Consider the following 26,427-nt stretch of genomic DNA (forward strand, 5'->3'; position numbering starts at 1 on the left):
GTAACCCTGAAATTAGAAGTAGCCTTGGCGTTTCTTGTCTTCCATGGAACCGGCGCCATCGTGGTCGATGACACGGCCCTGGCGTTCGGACGTACGGGTCAGGAGCATTTCCTGGATGATGTCCGTCAGGGTCTCGGCTTCCGACTCGACAGCACCCGTCAACGGGTAGCAGCCGAGGGTACGGAAACGCACCTTCTTCTTGACGATGCGTGCTTTCTCTTCATCGGTGAGATGTTCGAGGATGCGCTCATCGTCGATCATGATCAGGGTGCCGTTCTTCTCGATGACTTCACGCTCGGCGGCGAAGTACAGCGGCACGATCGGGATGCCTTCGAGGTAGATGTACTGCCAGATGTCCAGCTCGGTCCAGTTCGACAGCGGGAACACGCGGATCGACTCGCCCTTGTTGACCTTGCCGTTGTACACGTTCCACAGTTCCGGGCGCTGGTTCTTCGGGTCCCAGCGGTGCTTGCTGTCACGGAACGAGTACACGCGCTCCTTGGCCCGCGATTTCTCTTCGTCGCGGCGCGCACCACCGAAGGCGGCGTCGAAACCATGCTTGTCCAGCGCCTGCTTCAGGCCCTGGGTCTTCATGATGTCGGTGTGCTTGGAGCTGCCATGGGTGAACGGGTTGATGCCCTGCGCCACACCCTCGGGGTTGACGTGGGTGATCAGCTCCAGGCCCATTTCCTCGACCATCTTGTCGCGGAAGCTGTACATCTCCTGGAATTTCCACTGGGTGTCGACGTGCATCACCGGGAACGGCAGCTTGCCCGGGAAGAAGGCCTTGCGCGCCAAGTGCAGCATCACGGCGGAATCCTTGCCGATCGAGTACAGCATCACCGGGTTGTCGAACTCGGCGGCCACCTCGCGGATGATGTGGATGCTCTCCGCCTCCAGCTGTTTCAAGTGCGTCAGTTTGTCGACCATGGCTACTCACGAAAAACGATCTTATGGACGGCCTGCGGGCCGTGTTCGAGCGAGCCACTTTATCACAGCGGCTGCTTCTATTTAGGAGGCTGGCTAGATCGAAAAAGTCTAACGATATGACTGGGGGTTTGGGCCAGCAGGCCTGGCCTATTCGCGGGTAAACCCGCTCCCACAGGGATCCCGCAGGCCTGGGATCAACACTGTCCCTGTGGGAGCGGGTTTACCCGCGAAGAAGGCGACGCCGATATCAGATCGGGTTCGGGCAATCGATGAACAGGTGCTCCACGGCAAAGCGCCGCGCCAGGTAATCACCCAGCGCCTGTACCCCATACCGCTCGGTGGCATGGTGCCCGGCGGCAATGAAGCTGACGCCATTCTCGCGGGCACTATGGTAGGTCTGCTCCGACGCCTCGCCGGTCAGGTACAGGTCCACCCCGGCCGCGATCGCCGTGTCGATGTAGCCCTGCCCGCCCCCGGTGCACCAGCCGACCCGGCGGATCATCTGCTCACCTTCGACCAGCAAAGGCTCACGCCCCAGCACCTCCCGCACCCGCCGGGCGAAGTCGCGGGCGGTCATCGGCTCGGCCAGCGAGCCGACCATGCCGACTACCTTGGGGTTCTCCGGGTCCAGCGGCCCTTCGACAGTAATGTCCAGCTGCCGCGCCAGTTGCACGTTGTTGCCCACGTCCGGGTGCACATCCAGCGGCAGGTGGAACGCCAGCAGGCTGATGTCGTTGTTCAACAGGGTCTTCAGCCGGCGCTGCCGGATACCGGTGACGCACGGGTTCTCACCCTTCCAGAAGTAGCCATGGTGCACCAGCACCAGGTCGGCCTCGGCCTCGACCGCCGCATCCAGCAGCGCCTGGCTGGCGGTAACGCCGCTGACGATGCGGCTGACCTGCGGCCGGCCTTCGACCTGCAGGCCGTTGGGGCAATAATCCTGGATCTTCGCGCTGCCCAGGTAACGCTCGGCTTCCTCGACCAGGGTGTTCAGAGCGACGGCCATGAAAATCTCCTCGAAATCTGCGTTTTTCTCGGGCACAACGCCCATGCAACGCCCGTATAATGCCGGCCATTATGGGCCGTCGCCGGCACTGGGGGAACCGGTGTATGATCGCGCGCGCTCATGCCCCACCGCACGGTCACCGTCCCCCGGCTCTTTCCAGGATTCATTCATGTTCAAGGCTTTGCGTTATTTTGGCTGGCCCCTGCTTACCGGCGTACTGATCGCCATGCTGATCATCCAGCGCTTCCCGGAATGGGTCGGCCTGCCCAGTCAGGACGTCAACCTGCAACAGGCGCCGCAGACCTCGCGGATCATGCAGGGCCCGGTATCCTACGCCGACGCCGTGACCCTGGCCGCCCCGACGGTGGTCAACCTGTACACCACCAAGGTGGTGAACAAGAGCGCCCACCCGTTGTTCGAAGACCCGCAGTTCCGCCGTTTCTTCGGCGACAACCTGCCCAAGCAGCGCCGCTGGGAGTCGAGCCTGGGCTCGGCGGTGATCATGAGCCCCGAGGGCTACCTGCTGACCAACAACCACGTCACCAGTGGTGCCGACCAGATCGTCGTGGCCCTGAAGGATGGCCGCGAGACCCTGGCCCGGGTGATCGGCAGCGACCCGGAAACCGACCTGGCGGTGCTGAAGATCGACCTGAAGAGCCTGCCGGCGATCACCATCGGCCGCTCCGACAACATTCACATCGGCGACGTTTCGCTGGCCATCGGTAACCCGTTCGGGGTCGGCCAGACCGTGACCATGGGCATCATCAGCGCCACTGGCCGCAACCAGCTGGGCCTGAACAACTACGAAGACTTCATCCAGACCGACGCCGCGATCAACCCGGGCAACTCCGGCGGTGCGCTGGTGGATGCCAACGGCAACCTGATCGGCATCAACACGGCGATCTTCTCCAAATCCGGCGGTTCGCAGGGCATCGGCTTCGCCATCCCGGTGAAACTGGCGCTGGAGGTGATGAAGTCGATCATCGAGCACGGCCAGGTGATCCGTGGCTGGCTGGGTATCGAAGTACAGCCTCTGAGCCAGGAACTGGCCGAATCGTACGGCATGAAGGACCGCCCGGGCATCGTGGTGGCGGGTATCTTCCGCGAAGGGCCGGCGGCAAAGGCCGGGTTGCAGCTGGGTGACGTGATCCTGAGCATCAACGGCGAGCCGGCCGGTGACGGGCGCAAATCGATGAACCAGGTGGCGCGGATCAAGCCCAACGAGAAGATCACCATCGAGGTGATGCGCAATGGGCAGCAGTTGAAGCTGATCGCCGAGGTGGGGCTGCGGCCGCCACCGGCGCCGGCAGTCGCCAAGGAAGAGAAGTAAGGCTTCGATCTGGGGCTGCTTTGCAGCCCATCGCCGGCAAGCCAGCTCCCACAGGTATTGCACAGGGCTTGAGGCTGATGTGATACCTGTGGGAGCTGGCTTGCCGGCGATGGGCCGCAAAGCGGCCCCTTTTGCATCAATGCAGGATCTGGCTCAGGAACAACTTGGTCCGGTCACTGCGTGGCCGGTCGAAGAAGTCATCCGGCGCCGCCTGCTCGACGATCTCGCCCTTGTCCATGAAGATCACCCGGTTCGCCACGGTCCGGGCAAAGCCCATCTCGTGGGTCACGCAGAGCATGGTCATGCCATCCTCGGCCAGGCCCACCATGGTATCGAGCACTTCCTTGACCATTTCCGGGTCCAGCGCCGAGGTCGGTTCGTCGAACAGCATGATCTTCGGCTTCATGCACAAGGCGCGGGCAATCGCCACACGCTGCTGCTGGCCACCGGACAACTGCCCCGGGTACTTGTGCGCCTGCTCCGGAATACGCACCCGCTCCAGGTAGTGCATGGCGATTTCCTCGGCCTTGCGCCGCGGCATCTTGCGCACCCACATCGGCGCCAGGGTGCAGTTTTCCAGGATGCTCAGGTGCGGGAACAGGTTGAAGTGCTGGAACACCATGCCCACTTCGCGGCGGATGGCCTCGATCTGCTTGAGGTCGTTGGTCAGCTCCACACCATCGACCACGATGCGCCCCTGCTGGTGCTCTTCCAGGCGGTTGAGGCAACGGATGGTGGTGGACTTGCCCGAGCCGGACGGCCCGCACAGCACGATGCGCTCGCCCTGGCGCACGTTCAGGTTGATGTCCTTGAGCACATGGAACTGGCCGTACCACTTGTTCACGCCCTGCATCTGGATGATGCCTTCGGGGCCGGCAGGCTGCTTGATCGCTTCACTCATTTCGAAACTCCTAACGCTTGTGGCCAGTGTCCAGCTTGCGCTCCAGGTGCATGGAGTAGCGGGACATACCGAAACAGAAAATCCAGAACACCAGGGCGGCGAACACGTAGCCCTCGGTAGCCATGCCCAGCCAGGCCGGGTCGGCGGCGGCTTGCTTGACGCTGTTCAGCAGGTCGAACAGGCCGATGATGATCACCAGGCTGGTGTCCTTGAACAGGGCAATGAAGGTGTTGACGATGCCGGGAATCACCAGCTTGAGCGCCTGCGGCAGAATCACCAGGCCCATCGCCCGCCAGTAGCCCAGGCCCATGGCAGCGGCAGCTTCGTACTGGCCCTTGGGGATGGCCTGCAGGCCACCACGCACCACCTCGGCGATGTACGCCGACTGGAACAGGATCACGCCGATCATCGCCCGCAGCAGCTTGTCGAAGCTCATGCCCTCAGGCAGGAACAACGGCAGCATCACCGATGACATGAACAGCACGGTGATCAGTGGTACGCCGCGCCAGAACTCGATGAAGGTCACGCACACCACCTTCACCGCCGGCATCTTCGAGCGCCGGCCCAGGGCCAGCAGGATGCCCAGCGGCAATGCGCCGACAATGCCCACGGTGGCGATCACCAGGGTCAGCATCAGCCCGCCCCACTGGCTGGTCGGTACGTTTTCCAGGCCCAGCACGCCCCCGTGCAGCAGGGCGTAGGCCAGCAGCGGGTACAGCACCAGGAAGCCCAGGCCGTAGAAGGCCTTGCGCGGGAAACGCTTGATGAACAGCGGCGCGGCGCCAAGCACGGCAAGCCACACGGTCAGGTCCACGCGCCAGCGCAACTCGGCCGGGTAGTAGCCATACATGAACTGGCCGAAGCGCTGCTGCACGAACACCCAGCAGGCGCCCTCCTTGGTGCAGTCGGCGCGGGTGGTGCCGACCCAGTTGGCGTCAAGCAACGCCCACTGCAGCAACGGTGGCACGATCAGCCACACCAGGTAGATGGCGAACAGGGTCAGCAGCGTGTTGAGCCAGCTGGAGAACAGATTGGCACGCATCCATGCGAGCACGCCTACGGTTTTCACCGGTGGCGGCATGTCGGGTTTGAAAACATGGGCATTCACGGGCGTATCCTCACCGCTCGATCAGCGCAATGCGCTTGTTGTACCAGTTCATCAGCAGCGAAATGCTGATGCTGATGGCGAGATAGACACTCATGGTGATGGCGATCACCTCGATTGCCTGGCCGGTCTGGTTGAGCACGGTACCGGCGAACAGCGAGACCATCTCCGGGTAGCCGATACCGGCCGCCAGCGACGAGTTCTTCGCCAGGTTCAGGTACTGGCTGGTCAGCGGCGGAATGATCACCCGCAGTGCCTGGGGGATGATCACCTTGCGCAGGGTCGGCCCCTCGCGCAGGCCCAGCGAGCGCGCGGCCTCGGTCTGGCCATGGCTGACCGAACGGATACCGGAGCGCACGATCTCGGCGATGAACGCAGCGGTGTAGATGGTCAATGCCAGGGTCAGCGCCAGCAGTTCGGGGATCAGTACCCAGCCACCGACGAAGTTGAATCCTTTCAATTGCGGCACTTCCCAGTGCACCGGGCTGCCGAACAGCAGTGCACAAACACCCGGAATGGCGATGAACAGCGCCAGCCCCACCCAGAACTTGTGGAACGGCACGCCGGTCTCGTCGAAGCGCTTGTTGGCAAAGCGCACCATCGCCACGATGGCCAGCAGCGCCAGGACCAGGGCCACTACGAACGGCCAGAAGCCTTCGGCCATGGACGCGCCGGGCATGTTCAGGCCACGGTTGCTGATGAAGAAGGTGTCGTCGATATTGATGCTGCCCCGCGGTCCCGGCAGGGTCAGGAACACGGCAAAGTACCAGAACAGGATCTGCAACAACGGCGGGATGTTGCGGAAGGTTTCCACATACACGGTCGCCAGCTTGTTGATCATCCAGTTTGGCGACAACCGCGCCACACCGATGATGAAGCCGAGAATGGTCGCCAGCACCACGCCGATGAAGGTCACCAGCAGGGTGTTGAGCAGGCCGATGACGAACACCCGCGCATAGCTGTCGGATTCCACGTAGGGGATCAGATGCTGGGCGATGCCGAAGCCGGCACTGCGGTCGAGGAAGTCGAAGCCCGAGGTGATGCCCCGGTGTTGCAGGTTGGTTTGCGTGTTGTGGAACAGGTACCAGCCCAGACCGACCACGAAGACTATCGTGAGAATCTGGAACAGCCACGCGCGCACACGCGGATCGTTAAGGGACAAGCCCTTGGGTGCGCCGATTTGATTTTGCATGAAGTGCCCCGGACAGTAGGGATTCGAACAGCCTGCGGCGGCGGGATGCCGCCGCAGGGTGCAGCCATCAGCGCACAGGTGGCGCGTACTGGATGCCGCCGTTGTTCCACAGGGCGTTCATGCCACGGTCGATCTTCAGGTCGGTGCCTTGGCCCAGGTTCTTCTCGAACACTTCGCCATAGTTGCCGACTTGCTTGACGATCTGCACTACCCAGTCCTTGGGCAGCTTGAGGTCCTTGCCGTACTCGCCGTCCGCACCCAGCAGGCGGGCGACGTCCGGGTTCTTGGTGCCTTTGGCCTCGGCCTCGACGTTCTTCGAGGTGATGCCCGCCTCTTCGGCGTTGAGCATGGCGAACAGGGTCCACTTGACGATGCTGAACCACTCCTCGTCGCCTTTGCGCACCACCGGGCCCAGCGGTTCCTTGGAGATGGTTTCCGGCAGTACCACGTAGTCGGTCGGCGCGGCCAGCTTGGAGCGCTGGGCGAACAGCTGCGACTTGTCCGAGGTCAGCACGTCGCAACGACCGGACTCCAGCGACTTGGCGCTTTCGTCGGAGGTGTCGAAGGTGATCGGGGTATATTTCAGGCCATTGGCGCGGAAGAAGTCCGACACGTTCAGCTCGGTGGTGGTACCCGCCTGGATGCAGATGGTCGCGCCATCGAGCTCCTTGGCGCTGGAAACACCCAGCTTCTTGTTGACCAGGAAACCGACGCCGTCATAGTAGGTAACACCGGCGAATACCAAGCCCATGCCAGCATCACGCGAGCTGGTCCAGGTGGTGTTGCGCGACAGCACATCGACTTCGCCCGACTGCAGGGCGGTGAAGCGTTCCTTGGCGTTGAGCTGGCTGAACTTGACCTTGGTGGCGTCGCCGAACACGGCGGCGGCCACGGCGCGGCACACGTCGGCGTCGATACCAACGATCTTGCCCTGCGCATCAGGTACCGAGAAGCCTGGAAGACCGTCGCTCACGCCACACTGGACGAAGCCCTTCTTCTTTACCGCATCGAGGGTGGCGCCGGCCTGGGCGTTGCTCACGGCGCCCAGCGCGGCGGCAGCGGTCAGGACTGCCAGGGTGGTTTTCAACATCTTCATTCACAACCTCCAAATCGCTCTTGTTGTATCGAGCCGGAATTGCACCGCACCCTTTTGAGGCGTATCCGACCCGTATTGGCTTGTTATTGGGTCAATGGCGCAATGGACTGTTCTGTGACAGCCTTCGCGTGCAAAGGGTGTTACCGTCACGGCCTGCCCTTTGCATCATTGGTTGAATTGCAAAGCGCGTACCAGAATTTACGGCTGTAGCGTTTAAGCGCTCGTCAAGTAGGGAAAGTTGTATCGTTGCGACATTCTTTTTCCGACAATCATTTCCAGCGCCTTCTTTTCACGCACGCCATAACAAGACCCGCACACTTTCGGAGCAGTCATGACCAACCCGCTGATTCTCGAACCGCAGAAAACCGCAGATGCCTGTGTGATCTGGTTGCACGGCCTGGGTGCCGACCGTTACGACTTCCTACCAGTGGCCGAATTCATGCAGGAGCGCCTGCTCAGCACCCGTTTCGTCATGCCCCAGGCTCCAACCCGCCCGGTAACCATCAACGGCGGCTACGCCATGCCCAGCTGGTACGACATCAAGGCCATGACCCCGGCCCGTGCCATCGACGAGGCGCAGCTGGAAGAATCGGCCGAGCAGCTCATTGCCCTGATCAAGGCCGAGCAGGCCAAAGGCATCAGCCTGTCGCGGATCTTCCTGGCCGGTTTCTCCCAGGGCGGCGCGGTGGTGCTGCACACTGCCTATATAAAGTGGCAAGAAGCGCTGGGTGGCGTGATCGCCTTGTCCACCTACGCCCCCACCTTCAACGACCAGCATCAGTTGAGCGCCTGCCAGCAACGCACCCCGGCCCTGTGCCTGCACGGCGTGCACGACCCGGTGGTGATCCCTGCCATGGGCCGCACCGCCTTCGAGTACCTGAATACCTGGGGCGTCGCCGCCCGCTGGCACGAATACCCGATGGAACATGAAGTGGTGGTGGAAGAGTTGAGCGACATCCACGACTGGCTGAGCAAGCAATTGCAATAAGCCAGGGCCGCCTGTAGTTGTAAGGCTATTCCACTACGCCGCGCCTGAATCTTGCTTTACACTGCCCGGCGTACATTCCTTAACCAGTTGACGAGACGATCGTGCTCAAGGCACTCAAGAAAATTTTCGGCAAGGGAGACGCCGCGCCACAGGCCGTCGCTCCTGCTGCCAGCGTGACGCTGCCTGCGCCCGCACCCGCCAGCGAGGCCCAGCCTGCGGCAAAACCGGCCGCCCCACGCGCCACCCCAGCGCCACAGGCCGAACAGCCTGCCGCCGTTACGCCAGCCGCCGACAAGCCGGCCAAGGACAAACCGCGTCGCGAGCGCAAGCCCAAGCCGCAGGCCAGCCTGTGGAAACCGGAAGACTTCGTGGTCGAGCCGCAGGAAGGCAAGACCCGCTTCCACGACTTCAAGCTGTCCAACGAGGTGATGCACGCCATCCACGACCTGGGCTTCCCGTACTGCACGCCGATCCAGGCACAGGTGCTGGGTTACACCCTGCGTGGCCAGGACGCCATCGGCCGGGCCCAGACCGGTACCGGCAAGACTGCGGCGTTCCTGATCTCGATCATTTCCCAGCTGCAGCAGACGCCGCCGCCGAAGGAACGCTACATGGGCGAGCCACGCGCGCTGATCATCGCGCCCACCCGCGAGCTGGTGGTGCAGATCGCCAAGGATGCCATCGCCCTGACCAAGTACACCGGCCTGAACGTGATGAGCTTCGTCGGCGGCATGGACTTCGACAAGCAGCTCAAGGCCCTGGAAGCGCGCCATTGCGACATCCTGGTGGCCACTCCGGGCCGCCTGCTGGACTTCAACCAGCGCGGTGAGGTGCACCTGGACATGGTCGAGGTGATGGTGCTGGACGAAGCCGACCGCATGCTCGACATGGGTTTCATCCCCCAGGTGCGCCAGATCATTCGCCAGACGCCGCCGAAAAGCGAGCGCCAGACCCTGCTGTTCTCCGCCACCTTCACCGACGACGTGATGAACCTGGCCAAGCAATGGACCACCAACCCGGCCATCGTCGAGATCGAGCCGGAGAACGTTGCCAGCGAAACGGTGGAGCAGCACGTCTATGCGGTGGCCGGCAGCGACAAGTACAAGCTGCTGTACAACCTGGTGACCCAGAACAAGTGGGAACGGGTGATGGTGTTTGCCAACCGCAAGGACGAAGTGCGGCGCATCGAGGAAAAACTCGTGCGCGACGGCATCAATGCCGCGCAGTTGTCGGGCGACGTGCCGCAGCACAAGCGTATCCGTACCCTGGAGAACTTCCGCGAAGGGCGCATCACCGTGCTGGTGGCAACCGACGTGGCGGGGCGTGGCATTCACATCGATGGCATCAGCCACGTGATCAACTTCACCCTGCCGGAAGACCCGGACGACTACGTGCACCGCATTGGCCGGACAGGCCGTGCGGGCACCAGTGGCGTGTCGATCAGCTTTGCCGGTGAGGATGACTCGTACCAGCTGCCCGCGATCGAAGAGCTGCTGGGGCGCAAGATCAAGTGTGAAATGCCGCCGGATGAACTGCTGAAGCCGGTGCCGCGCAAGCACCATTGACCTATGCCGGCCTCTTCGCGGGTAAACCCGCTCCCACAGGTACTGCACAGCCTTCAAAATCTGTGGTGTACCTGTGGGAGCGGGTTCACCCGCGAACCGGGGCTCCGCCCCGGCCATCAAACAAGGATCTACCAGCGCCCAGCGGCATCCTGGTCACTCTGCTTCCCTTCCACCCACCGTGCCCCTTCCTGGGTATTTTCCTTCTTCCAGAACGGCGCCCGGGTCTTCAGGTAGTCCATGATGAAGTTGCAGGCATCGAACGCCGCCTGCCGATGGGCACTGGCCACACCGACGAACACGATCGGCTCGCCCGGTTCCAGCGCACCGATGCGGTGCAGCACCTCCACCTTGAGCAGCGGCCAGCGCTGCTCAGCCTCGACCACGATCTTGGCCAGGGCCTTTTCGGTCATGCCCGGATAGTGCTCGAGGAACATCCCCGCCACTTCGCGGCCGTCGTTGAAATCCCGCACGTAGCCGACAAAACCGACCACCGCGCCCACGCCGACATTCGCCGCGTGCATGGCATTGGTCTCGGCCCCCGGGTCGAACGCGCCTACCTGTACTCGCACAGCCATGTTCAGCCTCCGGTCACCGGCGGGAAGAACGCCACTTCATCGCCCTCTTCCAGCGGCTCATCAAGCTTGCACAGTTCTTCGTTGCGCGCACACATCAGGTTCTGCTCGGCCAGCACTTCGTACTGCCCGCCCTTGGCCACCAAGGCCTGGCGCACATCGTCGAGCACCTTGAACGCACCCTCCACCCGCTCGGCATCCACGCCCAGCAGTTCGCGGTAGCGGGCGAAGTACATCACCTTGACCTTCATCACGCCTCCACCTTGTAGTGGCCGCTCTTGCCGCCGAGTTTTTCCAGCAGGCGCACCTGCTCGATGACCATACCTTTATCCACAGCCTTGCACATGTCATAGATCGTCAGCGCGGCAACACTGGCGGCGGTCAGCGCCTCCATCTCCACGCCGGTCTGCCCGGCCAGCTTGCAGCGGGCGACGATACGCACGGCGTCCTGCCCCTCGGCGCTGAGCTCGACCTTGACGCTGGTAAGCATCAATGGGTGGCACAGCGGGATCAGGTCGCTGGTCTTCTTCGCCGCCTGGATCCCGGCAATGCGCGCCACGGCGAACACGTCGCCCTTGGGGTGTTCACCGTCGACGATCATCTGCAAGGTCTGCGGCAACATGCGCACCCGCGCCTCGGCAGTGGCCTCGCGCTCGGTCACGGCCTTTTCAGTGACGTCGACCATGTTGGCCCGCCCCTGGGAATCAAGATGTGTCAGCACTGCTCTGCTCCTGTGAAGGGAACTTGCAGTGTAAACCTGTGAGTCAGGTTTGAGCAGAGGGGTGCGTCAACCGTGCCCGCGAGAAGGCCGGGCGGCGAACCGCCCGGCGAAGAGGGTTACAGATGCGACTCGGCGTACTCGGCCAGCACCGAGCGTGGCACGCCCTGCAGGGTGATGTGCACGCCATGGGGGAAGTCCTTGAAGCGCTCGGTCAGGTAGGTCAGGCCCGAGCTGGTCGCGGACAGGTAGGGAGTATCGATCTGCGCCAGGTTGCCCAGGCAGACCACCTTGGACCCCGAGCCGGCACGGGTGATGATGGTTTTCATCTGGTGCGGCGTCAGGTTCTGGCACTCGTCGATCAGGATCAGGCTCTGCTGGAAGCTACGGCCACGGATGTAGTTCAGCGACTTGAACTGCAACGGCACGCGCTCGAGGATGTACTCGACGCTGCCATGGGTGCTCTCGTCATCCATGTGCAAGGCTTCGAGGTTGTCGGTGATGGCGCCCAGCCAGGGTTCCATCTTCTCGGCCTCGGTGCCCGGCAGGAAGCCGATCTCCTGGTCCAGCCCCTGCACGCTGCGGGTGGCGATGATGCGCCGGTAGCGCTTGCTGACCATGGTCTGTTCGATGGCCGCGGCCAGGGCCAGGATGGTCTTGCCGGAACCGGCGGCGCCGGTCAGGTTGACCAGGTGGATATCCGGGTCGAGCAGGGCGAACAGCGCCAGGCTCTGGTGGATGTCACGCGGTTTCAGGCCCCAGGCTTCCTGGTGCAGCAGCGGTTCCTGGTGCAGGTCGAGCAACAGCAGCTCATCGTTGCGGATACCCTTGATCCAGCCGACGAAGCCCTGTTCATCGATGATGAACTCATTGACGTGAACCGCCGGCAGGTTGTCGATCAATTGCACGCGGTGCCAGGTGCGGCCACGCTCCTGGCGGGTATCGACCTTGCTCACCCGGTCCCAGAACGAGCCGGTGACCGAATGGTAGCCCTTGGACAGCAAGGACACGTCATCGACCAGCTGGTCGGTGCTGTAGTCCTCGGCCGCGATGCCACAGGCACGCGCCTTCAGGCGCATGTTGATGTCTTTGGTGACCAGCACAACGTCCAGGTCGGTGCGCCGGGCCCGTACTTCGAGCAACTGGTTGATGATGATGTTGTCGTTGAGGTTTTCCGGCAGCAGCTTGTTCGGCTCGTTGCGCGGAGTCATCAGGATGGACAGGAAGCCCTTGGGCCCGCTCTTGCCACGCTGGATCGGCACGCCCTGCTCGACATCGCTGGGCGAGGCGTCACCAAGGGTCTGGTCGATCAGGCGAATGGCCTGGCGGCATTCGGCGGCGATGGTCTGTTTGCCGGTCTTGAGCTTGTCGAGTTCCTCCAGCACCGTCATCGGGATGGCGACATGGTGCTCCTCGAAGTTCAGTAACGCGTTGGGGTCGTGAATCAGGACGTTGGTATCGAGCACATACAGGATAGGCTTGCTGGAGGAAGGGTTGCGTCCTTGGTCATCCATACTCGGTCACCTTATGTCGAAGCCACACGGCGTGGTCTGTTACGCCGCAGAGTGACTGCCGCTGTCCCCGTATCCGCGTTGTTACGGGCGGGAAGCGAACCTGGCTAGGTGGGCCTGGATGACGCCACCTGTGCTGCAGGAATCGGCTGTCTGGTTTCTTCATACCGCAAAAATGATGACTAAAAAAAGTCTTTTTACGTGCAGGTGAAGTTTATTTTTCCAAATGACGAACAGGGGTTGGCGAGGGGGCGCGTGAGGACTACAGTCAAAAATCAGGCTGGCATTGCATGGGCCAACGCCAGCAAGCCATGAACCTAACCTGCAAGAGCAACTGTGTTGTGTTGCCTGTACTGGCCTCATCGCCGGCAAGCCAGCTCCCACAGGGACAGCGCATGGCTTGAGGCCGATGCGGTCGAGGTGGGAGCTGGCTTGCCGGCGATGGGCTGCGTAGCAGCCCCCTCTCACTCCTGGTTGGCATATCCCTGGCAATCTTCCCAACCAATCCCACTCTGCGCCGTATTGCGCAACAACCACTCCACCGCCGGCTGCGCCTTGGGCAGGCTGTCATGGAACTGGATCACCCCCTTGCGCCATAGCAGCATCAAGGTCAGCACCCGCTGGGCAGAGGCCTCGGCGCTCAGTGCGCCATCATCCTGGGCATCGATGTCCCACAACGATACCTGCAACTGCTGGCTGGCCATGAACGCCTCGCCATCGGCCCGACGCTGCCCGTAAGGCGGCCGAAACAACGGCACATACTGCTCCGGCAGGTCGACCTGCACCCGCGCCTGGCTACGCCGCAGCGAGTCCTGCCAGCCTGTCCACTGCGCATGGGAGCGGTACTCCCAACCCTGGATCCCCACGCACTGCCCGCCATAGAGCTGGCGCAAGGCATCTGCCGCCCCGGCGTCGCGCCGTTGCTGCAGGCGGTTGCCGAGCACGAAGAACGTGCCTTCAAGCTTTTGCCGGCGCAGGTAATCAGCCAGCAGGTCGGTACTGCCGCCATCCGGCCCGGGCCCGCCGACGAAGGTCAGCAGGAACATGCGGTCGTTCAGTTCATCCCCATTGCGCTCGCGTGAGGACAGCCGCTCCACCTCGCTGCTGGTCTGCGGCAGCAACGCCGCCTTGCGCAGTTGTTCGTCCAGGTAGCGCACATGGAACTGGTGGCTCGGCTCGATCCAATCGGTGTAGAAAGTGCCGACATCGGCAGCGAACGTCGCCGCTTGCGTACGCAACTCCGCCATCGACGTCACCGGGTAGCAGAACGACGCATCCTGCTCGCAACTGCGCTGCGCCTGTTGATAACCTTCCCACAACCGCTGCCACATGCGCGCCCGCACCAGGCGCACCTTCTGCAGGTTGACTTGCCGTAGCCCCAAGCGTGCCGCCAGCGCCGCGTCGTCCAGCAGTTCGCTTTCGTGCAGCACCTGGGCGAACGAGAGGATCTCGGCCCGCGAGGCCACATCGAACAACGCCGGGCTGTCCAGCTGTTCGGGCCACAGGCTGCGGTCCAGGCTCACCTGGGGTGAAGGGGCGGCTTGCACGGCCAGGCTCAGCAGAGCGGCCAGCAAGGCAGAGGCAATACGCACGGTTGAAGGCTCCGCAACGGCGAAACGCGCACTATAGCCTCTGCACCGGCCATGGTCTGTGACTATCGTCGCCATAGTTTGGACTTGCACCGTCCAGCCCGTAGAATTCCCGGCCAACGATGCCAGGAGCCGACCCGATGCTGACGGTGATTTCCCCCGCCAAGACCCTCGACTACGACACCCCGCCGGTGACCGAGCGTTTCACCCTGCCCCAGTACCTGGACGACTCCCAGGAGCTGATCCAGCAGCTGCGCGACCTGTCGCCGGCGCAGATCAGCGAACTGATGCACCTGTCCGACAAGCTCGCCGGCCTGAATGCCGCGCGCTTCGGCAGCTGGACCCCGGACTTCACCCCGGCCAATGCCAAGCAGGCGCTGCTGGCGTTCAAGGGTGACGTGTATACCGGCCTCGACGCCGAAAGCCTTGGCGAGGACGATTTCAGCTACGCCCAGCAGCACTTGCGCATGCTTTCGGGCCTGTATGGCCTGCTGCGCCCGCTCGACCTGATGCAACCCTACCGTCTGGAAATGGGCACCAAGCTGGCCAACGCCCGCGGCAAGGACCTGTACGCCTTCTGGGGCACGCGCATCAGTGAATGGCTGAACCAGGCCCTGGCCGAACAGGGCGATGACGTGCTGCTGAACCTGGCCAGCAACGAGTATTTCAGCGCGGTGAAACGCAGCGCGCTGAAGGCCCGGGTGATCAACGTCGACTTCAAGGACCTGAAGAACGGCCAGTACAAGATCATCAGCTTCTACGCCAAGAAAGCCCGCGGCATGATGAGCCGCTTCGTCATCCAGCAGCGCATCAGCGACCCGGAGCAGCTCAAGCAGTTCGATGTGCAGGGGTACTACTACAGTGCCGAACAGTCGAAGCCGGACCACCTGGTGTTCCTGCGGGATCATCCTTCCGAGTGATCCTGTCACGCCCCCTTCGCGGCTAAAGCCGCTCCCACAGGTGCTTCACTGAACTCAAGATCAGTGCAAAACCTGTGGGAGCGGCTTTAGCCGCGAAGAGGCCAGCAGCCATTACGCACCTCCCCTGCCCTGCAACAGGGCACACTTCATATCGCCATCACGCCACAAATCCGACGCCAAAAAATCGACAGGCCGCAACTTATAGCCAAACGCCATAAGACCGTTCGTAGCTTTTTTGACGAATTTTTCAAAATATTTTTCGATGCTGGCATAAAAATATCTCGCAACAGTTTCGCCCTTTATATATCGGGGCAAAACACCCGTGTGCTATCAGATTGAAATTGTCTGCCACTGAAAAAATATTTAGAAATCTTTCATCCACGCCGAACCCACCCCGGAACTTCTGCTACGACGAATCGCTCATAGTGCCGTAACGATTTTCCTGCCCCCGGGCTGTGAGAGATGACTTACAGATGACAACGGCAGGTATCCACTACCAGCCCCAACAACTTCGACAGGTATGACGGGCAACCCCCGAAGACCCTGTCCATGCAGGAGAGACGCGTCCCTTTCAATTCGTCCTAGTGGTTGATTTCAAAGGATTTTTCCACTTGAAAAAACAAGCACAGCAAAGCGCCACGTAGCGCCTTGCAATAAAGACGGCTGCATTCCAGGGCACGTTTTTTAATTAATGGCTTTTTACTGCCACATTTGAGTGCATAACTTTTTGCGCTCCGGATTTATTTTGCCTGCGCTCGGCGAAGTGTGCATTTCGCCATGGATCCGTGCGCCCGAAAACTGTTGTTAATCAACCCAGTCCGGCTCTCCCCGGAGGTGCCGACGTGATAAACACATGAGGTGATAGCGATGCGTATCAGCATCTTTGGTTTGGGTTATGTGGGTGCGGTCTGTGCAGGCTGCCTGACGGCGCGAGGCCATGAAGTGATCGGTGTGGACGTGTCCAGCACCAAGATCGACCTGATCAATCAGGGCAAGTCGCCCATCGTCGAACCTGGCCTGGAAGCACTGCTGCAACAGGGCATCGCCAACGGCCGCCTGCGCGGTACTACCGATTTCGCCGAAGCCATCCGTGCCAGCGACGTATCGATGATCTGCGTGGGTACCCCAAGCAAGAAGAACGGCGACCTGGGCCTCGAGTACATCGAGTCGGTGTGCCGCGAAATCGGCTACGTGCTGCGTGACAGCGAGCGCCGCCACACCATCGTGGTACGCAGCACAGTGCTGCCGGGTACCGTGAAGAACGTGGTGATCCCGATCCTCGAAGACTGCTCGGGCAAGAAAGCCGGCGTCGACTTCGGCGTCGCGGTCAACCCGGAATTCCTGCGTGAAAGCACCGCGATCAAGGACTACGACCAGCCACCGATGACCGTCATCGGCGAACTGGAAAGCGCCAGCGGCGACATCCTGCAGGCCCTGTACGAAGAGCTCGACGCACCGATCATCCGCAAGCCGATCGAAGTGGCCGAGATGATCAAGTACACCTGCAACGTGTGGCACGCCACCAAGGTCACCTTCGCCAACGAGATCGGCAACATTGCCAAGGCCGTAGGCGTGGATGGCCGTGACGTGATGGACGTGGTCTGCCAGGACAAAGTGCTGAACCTGTCCCAGTACTACATGCGCCCTGGCTTCGCCTTCGGCGGCTCGTGCCTGCCCAAGGACGTACGCGCCCTCACCTATCGCGCTTCCAGCCTCGATGTACGCGCACCGCTGCTCGACTCGCTGATGCGCAGCAACGAATCGCAGGTGCAGAACGCCTTCGAGCTGATCGAAGCCCACGACAAGCGCAAGGTCGCCCTGCTCGGCCTGAGCTTCAAGGCCGGCACCGACGACCTGCGTGAAAGCCCGCTGGTGGAACTGGCCGAACGCCTGATCGGCAAGGGCTACCAGCTGGACATCTACGACGAGAACGTCCAGTACGCCCGCGTCCACGGCGCCAACAAGGACTACATCGAGTCGAAGATCCCGCACGTGTCGTCGCTGCTCAACGCCGACTTCCAGAAGGTGATCGACAACGCCGACATCATCGTCCTGGGCAACCGTGACGAGCAGTTCCGTGCACTGGCCCAGCAAGCGCCGGCCGGCAAGCACGTGATCGACCTGGTCGGCTTCATGAGCAAACCGACCTGCGCCACCAGCCGTACCGAAGGCATCTGCTGGTAAGTGCTGGCCGGGCAGCGGGGGCCTCCCCACCCCCGCTGCCTACCTTTTCCCGAATTCTCGACGGATGCTGAACATGCAAAGGATCCAGACAGTGCTGTTGCAGTGCGCCGGTTGGCTGCTCTACATGAGTCTGCTCATGCTGATCGCCCTGGCCCTGCCAGCCGATATCTTCGACTCGCAGTCGAAGCACTTCATCTTCCTGGTCGGCGCAGTCGGCATCTGGCGCTATTCCATGGGCGCCACCCATTTCATCCGCGGCATGATCTTCCTCTACGGTGTGTACCCGCACCTGCGCCGCAAGGTGCAGAAGATGGGCAAGGACGCCGACCCGTCCCACGTGTACCTGATGGTGACCAGCTTCCGCATCGAAGCACTCACCACCGCCCAGGTGTACAGCTCGGTGATCCGCGAGGCGATCAACTGTGGCTTCCCCACCACCGTGGTCTGCTCGCTGGTGGAGATGTCGGACGAACTGCTGGTGAAAAGCCTGTGGGCCAAATACAACCCGCCAGCCCACGTGAAGCTGGACATCGTGCGCATCGCCGGTACCGGCAAGCGCGACGGCCTGGCCTACGGTTTCCGTGCGATTTCGCGCATGCTGCCGGACGAGAACGCCGTGGTGGCGGTGATCGACGGCGACACCGTGCTGGGCGATGGCGTGGTACGCAAGACCGTGCCGTGGTTCAAGCTGTTCCCCAACGTCGGCGGCCTGACCACCAACGAGTTCTGCGAAGTGCGTGGCGGCTACATCATGAGCGAGTGGCACAAGCTGCGCTTTGCCCAGCGCCACATCAACATGTGCTCGATGGCCCTGTCCAAACGCGTGCTGACCATGACCGGGCGCATGTCGATGTTCCGCGCCAGCGTGGTGACCAACCCCGAGTTCATCGCCGACGTCGAAAGCGACTCGCTGATGCACTGGCGCCTGGGCCGCTTCAAGTTCCTCACCGGTGACGACAAGTCCAGCTGGTTCAGCCTGATGCGCCTGGGCTACGACACCTTCTACGTGCCGGACGCCGCCATCAACACGGTCGAGCACCCGCCGGAGAAGAGCTTCCTCAAGGCCAGCCGCAAGCTGATGTACCGCTGGTACGGCAACAACCTGCGGCAGAACTCCCGCGCGCTTGGCCTGGGCCTGCGCCGCCTGGGGCTGTTCACCAGCATCGTGCTGTTCGACCAGCGCGTGTCGATGTGGACCAGCCTGCTGGGCCTGACCGTGGCGGTGATCGCCAGCCTCAAGTTCGGCTTGGGCTTCCTGCTGGTGTACCTGCTGTGGATCGGCATCACCCGCCTGATCCTCACCATCATGCTGCTGTGCTCCGGCCACAATGTCGGCCCGGCCTACCCGCTGATTCTCTATTACAACCAGATCGTCGGCGCGCTGATGAAGATCTACGTGTTCTTCCGCCTCGACAAGCAGTCCTGGACGCGTCAGCCCACTGCCCTCAAGCGTGACCTCGCCAGCTTTCAACAATGGTTCAACACCTGGTCCTCGCGGACCATGACCTTCTCGGCTGCCAGCATCTTCGTTGCTGTGCTGTTCATGGTCGTGTGAGCCCAACCCGGATCGGAACTAACAGGAACAAACCACATGAATACCGCCGTGAACGTCAACGTCGTGCATGAGTCCGAAGCCCAGCGCCAGCATGCCCGGGTACGCATCCCCGCCAAGCTGCGGTTCCTCGACCCTCAGCGCCAGGCCCACGATGTGAAGGTCGACGACCTCTCCGCCGGTGGCCTGAGCTTCCACACCAAGCAACCACTGTCGGTTGGCGACGTGCTCCGCGGGCGGCTGCAGTTCACGGTCGACAACCTCGGCCTGTCGATGGACATCGAGTTCCAGGTGCGCTCCTACAACCCGGGCAGTGGCCGTACCGGCGCCCAGTTCCAGAACCTCGAGCCCCGCGATATCGCCACGCTGCGCCACATCATCACCTCGCACCTGTCGGGTGAGCTGATCACTGCCGGCGATGTGCTCAGCACCTTGCAGCGCGACAACTTCACCAAGGCGCGCAAGCAGAAGGACGGCGGTGCCGGCCTGAGCGCCTTCGGCCGCCTCAAGGCGGTCACCGTCACCCTCGGCGTGTTCGTGGTCGGTGTCGCCGCCTTCGGTTTCATCGCCAAGTCGCTGTACGGCATGTACTTCGTCAGCCATGCCGAAGCCGGCGTGGTCGCGGTACCCACCACCAACGTCACCATGCCGCGCGACGGCACCGTGAACAGCCTGGTCGAAAGCGGTGGGCAGATCGCCAAGGGCGCGCCACTGGCCAGCTTCACCACCAGCATGCTGGACATGCTCAAGGGCAACCTGGAAGACGCACAACTGGAGCCGGCGAAGATCGAGGAACTGTTCGGCAAGCAGCTGTCCGGCACCCTCACCAGCCCGTGTGATTGCGTGGTTGCCCGCCAGCTCGTGGACAACGGCCAGTACGCCGCCAAGGGCCAGCCGATCTTCCAGCTGATCCCGCGCACCACCAACCCGATGATCGAGGCGCGCTTCACCTACCGCCAGTTCGACGAGGTCAAGCCAGGTACCCGGGTCAACTTCCAGGTAGCCGGCGAAGACGAAGTACGCACCGGCCAGATCGTCAGCAGCGCCAGCCTCAACAGCGAAGACCTGGCCGCCGACATCCGCGTGCAGATCAAGCCCGACAGCGCCCTGCCCGCCGAACTCGCCGGTCGCCCGGCTTCGGTCAACAGCGACCGTGGCCCATCGCTGAACTGGCTGATCGACAAAGCCATGGCCCGTGGGCTGTAAGAGGACAAGCCTATGACTAGCAGACAACCCGATACCTGTGGGAGCTGGCTTGCCGGCGATCGAGTGCGCAGCACTCGCCCAGCAGATGTATCGCCTGCACTGGCCAATCACCGGCAAGCCAGCTCCCACAGGGTTCGTGTGAACCTTGGTCTGTGTGGCCTGGCCATGGCCATCGCCCTGGCCGGCTGTGCGGGCCTGCCCGACCAGCGCCTGGCCAACGAAGCCATGAAGCGCGGTGACACGGCACTGGCCGAGCGCAACTACAAGGCGCTGGCCGACCTGGGCTACAGCGAAGCGCAAGTGGGCCTGGCCGACATCAAGGTCGCCACCCGCGACCCGGCGAAAATCAAGGAAGCCGAGGCCACCTACCGTGCCGCGGCCGCCATCTCGCCGCGTGCCCAGGCGCGCCTTGGCCGCCTGCTGGTGTCCAAGCCCGACAGCACCCAGGCCGAGCGCGAAGAAGCCGAAACCCTGCTCAAGCAAGCCGCCAAGCAGGGCGAAAGCAACACCCTGATCCCGCTGGCAATGCTCTACCTGAGCTACCCGCAGAGCTTCCCCAAGGTCAACGCGCAGCAGCAGATCGACCAGTGGCGCGCCGCCGGCAACCCGGAAGCGGGCCTGGCCCAGGTGCTGCTGTACCGCACCCAGGGCACCTACGACCAGCACCTGGGCGAAGTGGAGAAAATCTGCAAGGCCGCGCTGAACACCACCGACATCTGCTACGTCGAACTGGCCACCGTGTACCAGAAGCGCGGCCAGGCCGACCAGCAGGCTGCCCTGCTCGGCCAGCTCAAGGCTGCCTACGCCCGCGGCGCAGTACCGGCCACCCGGGTCGACAGCGTTGCCCGGGTACTGGCTGACCGCAGCCTCGGCCAGACCGACGAGAAAACCGCCAAGGACCTGCTCGAGCAGGTGGCCCCGGCCAACCCGGCGTCCTGGGTCAGCCTGGCGCAACTGATGTACGACTTCCCCGAGCTGGGCGATACCGACCAGCTGATGGCCTACATCGACAAGGGCCGCGAAGCCGAACAGCCACGCGCCGAACTGTTGCTGGGCCGCCTGTACTACGAAGGCAAGACCGTGCCTGCGGACGCGGCCAAAGCCGAACAACACCTGCAGGCTGCCGCCGACGCCGGCGAAGTCAGCGCCCATTACTACCTGGGCCAGCTGTACCGCCGCGGCTACCTGGGCAACGTCGAGCCACAAAAGGCCGTCGACCACCTGCTGGCCGCCGCCCGTGGTGGGCAGAACAGCGCCGACTATGCCCTGGCCCAGCTGTTCAGCGAAGGCCACGGCATTCGCCCGCAACCGGGCAACGCCTGGGTATTCGCCCAGCTGGCCCAGGCCAACCCGTCGCCACAGTCCGCTGAACTGCTGCAGCAGCTCGACCAGCAACTTACGCCTGACCAGCGCAGCCAGGCCCAGCAACTGCTGGCACAAGAAAAGCAGGCGCGCGGCAGCATGAGCCAGGGCGCCAACAGCACCCTGGCCATCGAAGCCCTGCAAGACGACGAAAAAGAAGTAACCGGTGAGGACTCGCTATGACGCTCAATCCCTTCGTGAAAGCTGGCATCGGCCTGAGCTTCGCCCTGCTGTGGTCCTGCCCGACCCTGGCGGAAATGACCGCTGAAAAGAACTTCGGCCTGGATGTGAAAATCACCGGCCAGTCGGAAGACGACCGTGACCTGGGCACCCGCTCCGGCGGTGACGTCAACGGCCTCGGTCTTGATCTGCGCCCTTGGGTATATGGCGAGCGTGGCAACTGGAGCGCCTATGCCATGGGCCAGGCCGTCACCGCGACCGACACCATCGAAACCGACACCTTGCGCCAGAACGACGACGGCACCAGCACCGACACCGCTGCCGACGGCCGTGAACAGGACAAGAGCTACCTGGCCATGCGCGAATTCTGGGTCGGCTACAGCGGCCTCACCGCCTACCCTGGCGAACAGCTGCGTTTCGGTCGCCAGCGCCTGCGCAGCGACGATGGCATGTGGCGTGACACCAACATCGAAGCGCTGAACTGGACCTTCGACACCACCCTGCTCAAGGCCGACCTGGGCGTGGCCCAGCGCTTCAGCGAATACCGCACCGACCTCACCGAGCTGGCCCCGGAAGACAAGGACCGCACGCACCTCTACGGCAACGTCGCCACGCAGTGGACCCCTGGCCACTGGGTCGGCGTACGCGCCCACCACACCCACGACGGCGGCAGCCTGAAGAACCCGGGCGAAACCGTCGATGCGCTGGACAAGACCCGCACCGGCGACCTCACTTGGCTGGGCCTGGAAGCCAACAGCGACGCCTACAACTGGCGCAACGACCACACCGTCAACTACTGGGGCAGCGTCACCTGGCTGACCGGTGATCGCGACACCCTCAGCAGCCAGGTCGTCGGTGACGAAACCGTGGCCACCGGCAAGCAGAGCGGTGATGTCAACGCCTGGGCCACCGACCTCGGCATCCGCCTGCGCCTCGACCCGCAATGGCAGGTCGGTGCGGCCTATGCCCGTGGCAGCGGCGGTGGTGGCGACGACGGTTCGAGCAACTACGAGCAGACCGGCCTCGAGAGCAACCGCTCCAACTACACCGGTACCCGTTCGCGCGTGCACCGCTTCGGTGAAGCCTTCCGTGGCGAGCTGGGCAACCTGCAGGCGGCCACCCTGTTCGCCTCCTGGCAGCTGCGCGACGACTACGACGCCAGCTTCATCTACCACAAGTTCTGGCGTGTCGATGGCAACCAGAACATCGGTTCCAGCGGCATCAACGCAGTGGTCAACGACAACGGTGTGAACCGCCCGCTGGTCGACGGCGAAAAAGACCTTGGCCAGGAAATGGACGTGGTCGTGACCAAGTACTTCAAGCAAGGCCTGCTGCCGGCTTCGATGAGCCAGGCCATCGACGAGCCATCTGCCCTGGTGCGCCTGCGTGCCGGCGTGTTCAAGCCGGGCGATGCCTACGGCAAGGAAGCGGACTCGTACATGCACCGCGCCTTCGTCGATGTGATCTGGCGCTTCTGAGGCCGGTAGAGGACTTACCGTTATGAACCTTCACCCGCACTTACGTCACAGCCTGTTGGCCAGCGCCTTGCTGCTGGCCAGCGGCCTGGTGGCTGCCGCAGAGCCCCAGGTGATCGCCAAGGAACTGCAGCAGGCCAAGACCTACACGGTCTCCAGCGCGCCGATCGAGCCGCTGCACATGGACCCGCCGAAGCTGCCCGACCTGACCGGCTACACCGCCGAGGCGGTGCAGAAGAAAATCGACCGCCGCCACAAGGGCAAGGTCAGCCTGCGCCGCATGTTCCAGGAGGATACCCTCAAGGAATTCGTCGGCGGCGACAACAAGGCGGCCGAGTGGGTCCAGCGCCAGCATGGCATTCCGCAGGCGATCTTCGTCGATGACGGCCATGTCGACCTGGTCGAGCTGAGCAAGAAGGTACCCAAGCAGTACCTCAGCGAAGTCGAGCCGGGTGTGTACCTGGCGCGCCTGCCGATCGTGGTCGGGCAGAAGGGCATCCTCGAGATCGACGGCAAGGTCAAGCAACTGCGCCTGTCCCAGGAAGGCGGTTCGTTCCTGGTCAACGACGGCAAGCTGTTCGTCACCGACACCCAGGTGACCGGCTGGCGGGAAAAGGAAAACGGCCCGGCGACCTTCCGCTCGCCCAAGGAATTCCGCCCGTTCCTGCTGTCGTGGGGCGGCACCGAGACCTACATCGTCAATACCAAGATGGCCAGCTTCGGCTACGCCAAGTCCAAGTCGTACGGCGTGAGCATCTCGCAGTACACGCCGAACATGGCCAAGCGCATGGGCCGCCCGGAACCCACCGGCTGGATCATCGGCTCCGAGTTCAGCGACATGTGGTACGGCTTCTACTGCTACGAGACCCAGGACTTCGTGGTCAAGGACAGCACCTACCGCGACAACATCGTCTACGGCATCGACCCGCACGACCGCTCGCACCGGCTGATCATCGCCGGCAACACGGTGTACGGCACCAAGAAGAAGCACGGCATCATCGTTTCGCGTGAGGTAAACGACAGCTGGATCATCAACAACAAGAGCTTCGACAACAAGCTCTCGGGCGTGGTGATCGACCGTAACAGCGTCAACAACCTGATTGCCTACAACGAGATCTACCGCAACCACACCGACGGCATCACCCTGTACGAAAGTGGCGACAACCTGATCTGGGGCAACAAGCTGATCAACAACCGCCGCCACGGCATCCGCGTGCGTAACAGCGTGAACATCCGCCTGTACGAAAACGTGGCCATGGCCAACGGCCTGGTCGGCGTATACGGCCACATCAAGGACCTGTCCAACACCGACCGTGACATCGCCCTCGACCCGTTCGACACCAAGGTGTCGCTGATCCTGGTCGGTGGCGAACTGGCGGCCAACGGCTCCGGGCCACTGTCGATCGACTCGCCGCTGTCGGTCGAGCTGTACAAGGTGTCCATGCTCGCCCCGCGCAAGGCCAGCGGCATCAGCCTCAACGGCGTACTGGGCGAACGCCAGGACGAAATCCTCGACCTGCTGGTACGCCAGCAAAAGGCTGTGCTGATCGACCCGGTCGAACGCCAGACCGAAATGATCGATTAAGGAAGCCCAGACCATGACTCCACATCTGATGAAACTGCTGGGCCTGTCCGCCGCCCTCCTGGCGATCAGCCAGGGCGTGCGCGCCGAAGACGTCAAGGCCCCCACCTTCAGCGCCGAGCCTTGCTGCCAACTGTGCCCTGAAGCGCATGACGCCAGCCGCTACACCACCCGTTACCAGCAGAACTTCACCACGCTGGTGCAGGCCCAGGGCGACTGGCTGTTCCGTACCCGCGAAGACCTGCGCACCGAGTTCAATACCACCCCGGCCGGCTACAAGCGCCTGCAGCAAGTGCACGACGCGTTCAAGAAGCGCGGCGTGGAACTGGTGGTGGTGTACCAACCGACCCGTGGCCTGGTGAACCGCAACATGCTCAACCCGGCGGAAAAGGCTGCCTTCGACTACCAGAAGGCCCTGGGCAACTACCAGGCCATGCTCAAGCGCTTTGCCAGCATGGGCTACAACGTGCCTGACCTGTCGCCTCTGACCAACGAACAGCTGGCCGCTGCCGACCAGGGCAAGGACTTCTACTTCCGTGGCGACCAGCACTGGACGCCTTACGGCGCCGAGCGCGCGGCCAAGATCGTGGCCGATACCGTGCACAAGATGCCGGCTTTCGAAGGCATCCCGCGCAAGGAATTCGAAACGAAAAAGTCCGGGCGCATGGGCAAGACCGGCACCCTGCATAACGTGGCCGGCCAGCTGTGCGGCACCAGCTACGCCGTCCAGTACATGGACCAGTTCGCCACCGAGCCGAAAGGCTCCACCGGCGGCGGCGACGACCTGTTCGGTGACGGCGGCAACGCGCAGATCACCCTGGTCGGCACCAGCCACAGTGGCAAGAACTACAACTTCTCCGGCTTCCTCGAGCAGTACATCGGCGCCGACGTGCTCAACGTGGCCTTCCCTGGCGGTGGCCTGGAAGGTTCGATGATCCAGTACCTGGGTAGCGAGGAATTCCAGAAGAACCCGCCGAAGATCCTGATCTGGGAATTCTCCCCGCTGTATCGCCTGGACCAGGAAACCATCTGGCGGCAAATCCTTGGCCTGCTCGACGACGGCTGTGATGACCGCCCGGCCCTGATGAGCGCCAGCGCCACCCTCAAGCCCGGCAAGAACGAGCTGATGGTCAACGGCAAGGGCGGTGTGATCAAAGACCTGATCAACCGCAACATGCAGATGGACGTCAAGTTCGAAGACCCGTCGGTGAAGGTGCTGCAGGCCACCCTCTGGTACCTCAACGGCCGCCACGAGGACATCAAGCTGGAAAAACCGGAAACCTCCGACACCGACGGCCGCTTCGTCTTCCAGATGCGCGAAGACGAGGACTGGGCCAGCCAGAGCCTGCTGGCGTTCGAGGTGCAGGGGCCGGAAAGCGGTACCCAGAAGGTCGAAGCCAAGCTCTGCAAACGCAACAACTTCGCCGTGCCCGCGCAGACCGCGCAGGCCGGCCAGTGAGGCG

The 26,427-nt window shown here is 62.8% G+C and carries 22 protein-coding genes; 11 read left to right on the top strand and 11 right to left on the bottom strand.

Features of this window, described 5'->3' with window-relative positions; all coding sequences use genetic code 11:
* Positions 1-12 precede the first annotated feature (12 nt).
* Positions 13-930 carry a sulfate adenylyltransferase subunit CysD gene (gene cysD, locus ABX298_RS05890; protein WP_013974136.1) on the bottom strand — a complete coding sequence of 306 codons (918 nt, stop codon included), beginning with the start codon at positions 928-930 and terminating at the stop codon, positions 13-15.
* A gap of 247 nt (positions 931-1,177) precedes the next feature.
* Entirely contained in the window at positions 1,178-1,936 is a 759-nt protein-coding gene (locus tag ABX298_RS05895; protein ID WP_075046277.1) for a Nif3-like dinuclear metal center hexameric protein, read from the bottom strand.
* A gap of 169 nt (positions 1,937-2,105) precedes the next feature.
* Here ABX298_RS05895 and algW point away from each other — a divergent pair, with 169 nt between their 5' ends.
* Positions 2,106-3,266 (top strand): Do family serine endopeptidase AlgW, encoded by a 1,161-nt coding sequence (gene algW, locus ABX298_RS05900; protein WP_025340570.1) that lies wholly within the window; start codon positions 2,106-2,108, stop codon positions 3,264-3,266.
* 136 nt (positions 3,267-3,402) lie between these two features.
* On the opposite strand, the gene ABX298_RS05905 is transcribed toward algW, so the two are convergent.
* The 4 genes from ABX298_RS05905 to ABX298_RS05920 form a co-directional block, all read right to left on the bottom strand.
* Positions 3,403-4,167 carry an amino acid ABC transporter ATP-binding protein gene (locus ABX298_RS05905; protein ID WP_003251792.1) on the bottom strand — a complete coding sequence of 255 codons (765 nt, stop codon included), beginning with the start codon at positions 4,165-4,167 and terminating at the stop codon, positions 3,403-3,405.
* A 10-nt stretch (positions 4,168-4,177) separates the two neighbouring features.
* A complete protein-coding gene (locus ABX298_RS05910) occupies positions 4,178-5,275 on the bottom strand; it encodes an amino acid ABC transporter permease (RefSeq protein ID WP_025340571.1) in 1,098 nt (365 codons plus the stop codon).
* Between the two features lie 10 nt (positions 5,276-5,285).
* Positions 5,286-6,464 carry an amino acid ABC transporter permease gene (locus tag ABX298_RS05915; RefSeq protein ID WP_025340572.1) on the bottom strand — a complete coding sequence of 393 codons (1,179 nt, stop codon included), beginning with the start codon at positions 6,462-6,464 and terminating at the stop codon, positions 5,286-5,288.
* 67 nt (positions 6,465-6,531) lie between these two features.
* On the bottom strand, positions 6,532-7,560 hold the full coding sequence (locus ABX298_RS05920; protein WP_075046278.1) for an amino acid ABC transporter substrate-binding protein: 1,029 nt from the start codon (positions 7,558-7,560) through the stop codon (positions 6,532-6,534).
* 331 nt (positions 7,561-7,891) lie between these two features.
* Between ABX298_RS05920 and ABX298_RS05925 the strand changes: the two genes are divergently transcribed.
* A complete protein-coding gene (locus ABX298_RS05925) occupies positions 7,892-8,548 on the top strand; it encodes an alpha/beta hydrolase (protein ID WP_046616497.1) in 657 nt (218 codons plus the stop codon).
* A gap of 101 nt (positions 8,549-8,649) precedes the next feature.
* Positions 8,650-10,113: an ATP-dependent RNA helicase RhlB gene (gene rhlB / locus ABX298_RS05930; RefSeq protein ID WP_025340574.1), complete on the top strand. Its 1,464-nt coding sequence runs from the start codon at positions 8,650-8,652 to the stop codon at positions 10,111-10,113.
* Positions 10,114-10,241: 128 nt separating this feature from the next.
* On the opposite strand, the gene moaE is transcribed toward rhlB, so the two are convergent.
* From moaE to ABX298_RS05955, 5 genes are all read right to left on the bottom strand, one after another.
* Positions 10,242-10,688, bottom strand: a complete 447-nt coding sequence (moaE, locus tag ABX298_RS05935) for a molybdopterin synthase catalytic subunit MoaE (protein ID WP_075046280.1) — start codon at positions 10,686-10,688, stop codon at positions 10,242-10,244.
* Positions 10,689-10,690: 2 nt separating this feature from the next.
* Positions 10,691-10,936, bottom strand: coding sequence for a molybdopterin converting factor subunit 1 (gene moaD / locus ABX298_RS05940; protein WP_003251777.1), 246 nt, complete (start codon positions 10,934-10,936; stop codon positions 10,691-10,693).
* The gene (gene moaC, locus ABX298_RS05945) at positions 10,936-11,406 is read right to left on the bottom strand and encodes a cyclic pyranopterin monophosphate synthase MoaC (protein WP_003251775.1); all 471 of its coding nucleotides are present in this window, start codon (positions 11,404-11,406) and stop codon (positions 10,936-10,938) included. Before moaC ends, moaD begins: the two co-directional genes overlap by 1 nt.
* Before the next feature lie 116 nt (positions 11,407-11,522).
* Positions 11,523-12,917 (bottom strand): PhoH family protein, encoded by a 1,395-nt coding sequence (locus tag ABX298_RS05950; protein ID WP_013974146.1) that lies wholly within the window; start codon positions 12,915-12,917, stop codon positions 11,523-11,525.
* A 461-nt stretch (positions 12,918-13,378) separates the two neighbouring features.
* Positions 13,379-14,506: a polysaccharide deacetylase family protein gene (locus tag ABX298_RS05955; protein WP_286100548.1), complete on the bottom strand. Its 1,128-nt coding sequence runs from the start codon at positions 14,504-14,506 to the stop codon at positions 13,379-13,381.
* Between the two features lie 137 nt (positions 14,507-14,643).
* On the opposite strand from ABX298_RS05955, the gene yaaA reads away from it, so the two are divergent.
* From yaaA to ABX298_RS05995, 8 genes are all read left to right on the top strand, one after another.
* The gene (gene yaaA, locus ABX298_RS05960; RefSeq protein ID WP_061552453.1) at positions 14,644-15,423 is read left to right on the top strand and encodes a peroxide stress protein YaaA; all 780 of its coding nucleotides are present in this window, start codon (positions 14,644-14,646) and stop codon (positions 15,421-15,423) included.
* An 867-nt stretch (positions 15,424-16,290) separates the two neighbouring features.
* Complete coding sequence (locus tag ABX298_RS05965; RefSeq protein ID WP_367394176.1) at positions 16,291-17,607, top strand: nucleotide sugar dehydrogenase; 1,317 nt, start codon at positions 16,291-16,293, stop codon at positions 17,605-17,607.
* A gap of 73 nt (positions 17,608-17,680) precedes the next feature.
* Positions 17,681-19,162: a glycosyltransferase family 2 protein gene (locus ABX298_RS05970; protein WP_367394177.1), complete on the top strand. Its 1,482-nt coding sequence runs from the start codon at positions 17,681-17,683 to the stop codon at positions 19,160-19,162.
* A 36-nt stretch (positions 19,163-19,198) separates the two neighbouring features.
* Positions 19,199-20,365 carry an alginate biosynthesis protein Alg44 gene (locus tag ABX298_RS05975; protein WP_025340581.1) on the top strand — a complete coding sequence of 389 codons (1,167 nt, stop codon included), beginning with the start codon at positions 19,199-19,201 and terminating at the stop codon, positions 20,363-20,365.
* A gap of 165 nt (positions 20,366-20,530) precedes the next feature.
* Positions 20,531-21,910, top strand: coding sequence for an alginate biosynthesis TPR repeat lipoprotein AlgK (algK, locus tag ABX298_RS05980; RefSeq protein ID WP_286919003.1), 1,380 nt, complete (start codon positions 20,531-20,533; stop codon positions 21,908-21,910).
* On the top strand, positions 21,907-23,385 hold the full coding sequence (locus tag ABX298_RS05985; RefSeq protein WP_013974153.1) for an alginate export family protein: 1,479 nt from the start codon (positions 21,907-21,909) through the stop codon (positions 23,383-23,385). Before algK ends, ABX298_RS05985 begins: the two co-directional genes overlap by 4 nt.
* A 22-nt stretch (positions 23,386-23,407) precedes the next feature.
* Entirely contained in the window at positions 23,408-24,967 is a 1,560-nt protein-coding gene (gene algG, locus ABX298_RS05990) for a mannuronan 5-epimerase AlgG (RefSeq protein WP_085614309.1), read from the top strand.
* A gap of 13 nt (positions 24,968-24,980) precedes the next feature.
* Positions 24,981-26,423 (top strand): alginate O-acetyltransferase, encoded by a 1,443-nt coding sequence (locus ABX298_RS05995; RefSeq protein ID WP_025340584.1) that lies wholly within the window; start codon positions 24,981-24,983, stop codon positions 26,421-26,423.
* Positions 26,424-26,427 lie beyond the last annotated feature (4 nt).

The sequence above is a fragment of the Pseudomonas sp. X4 genome, from assembly GCF_040784925.1.
Classification (GTDB): Bacteria; Pseudomonadota; Gammaproteobacteria; order Pseudomonadales; family Pseudomonadaceae; genus Aquipseudomonas; species Aquipseudomonas putida_Z.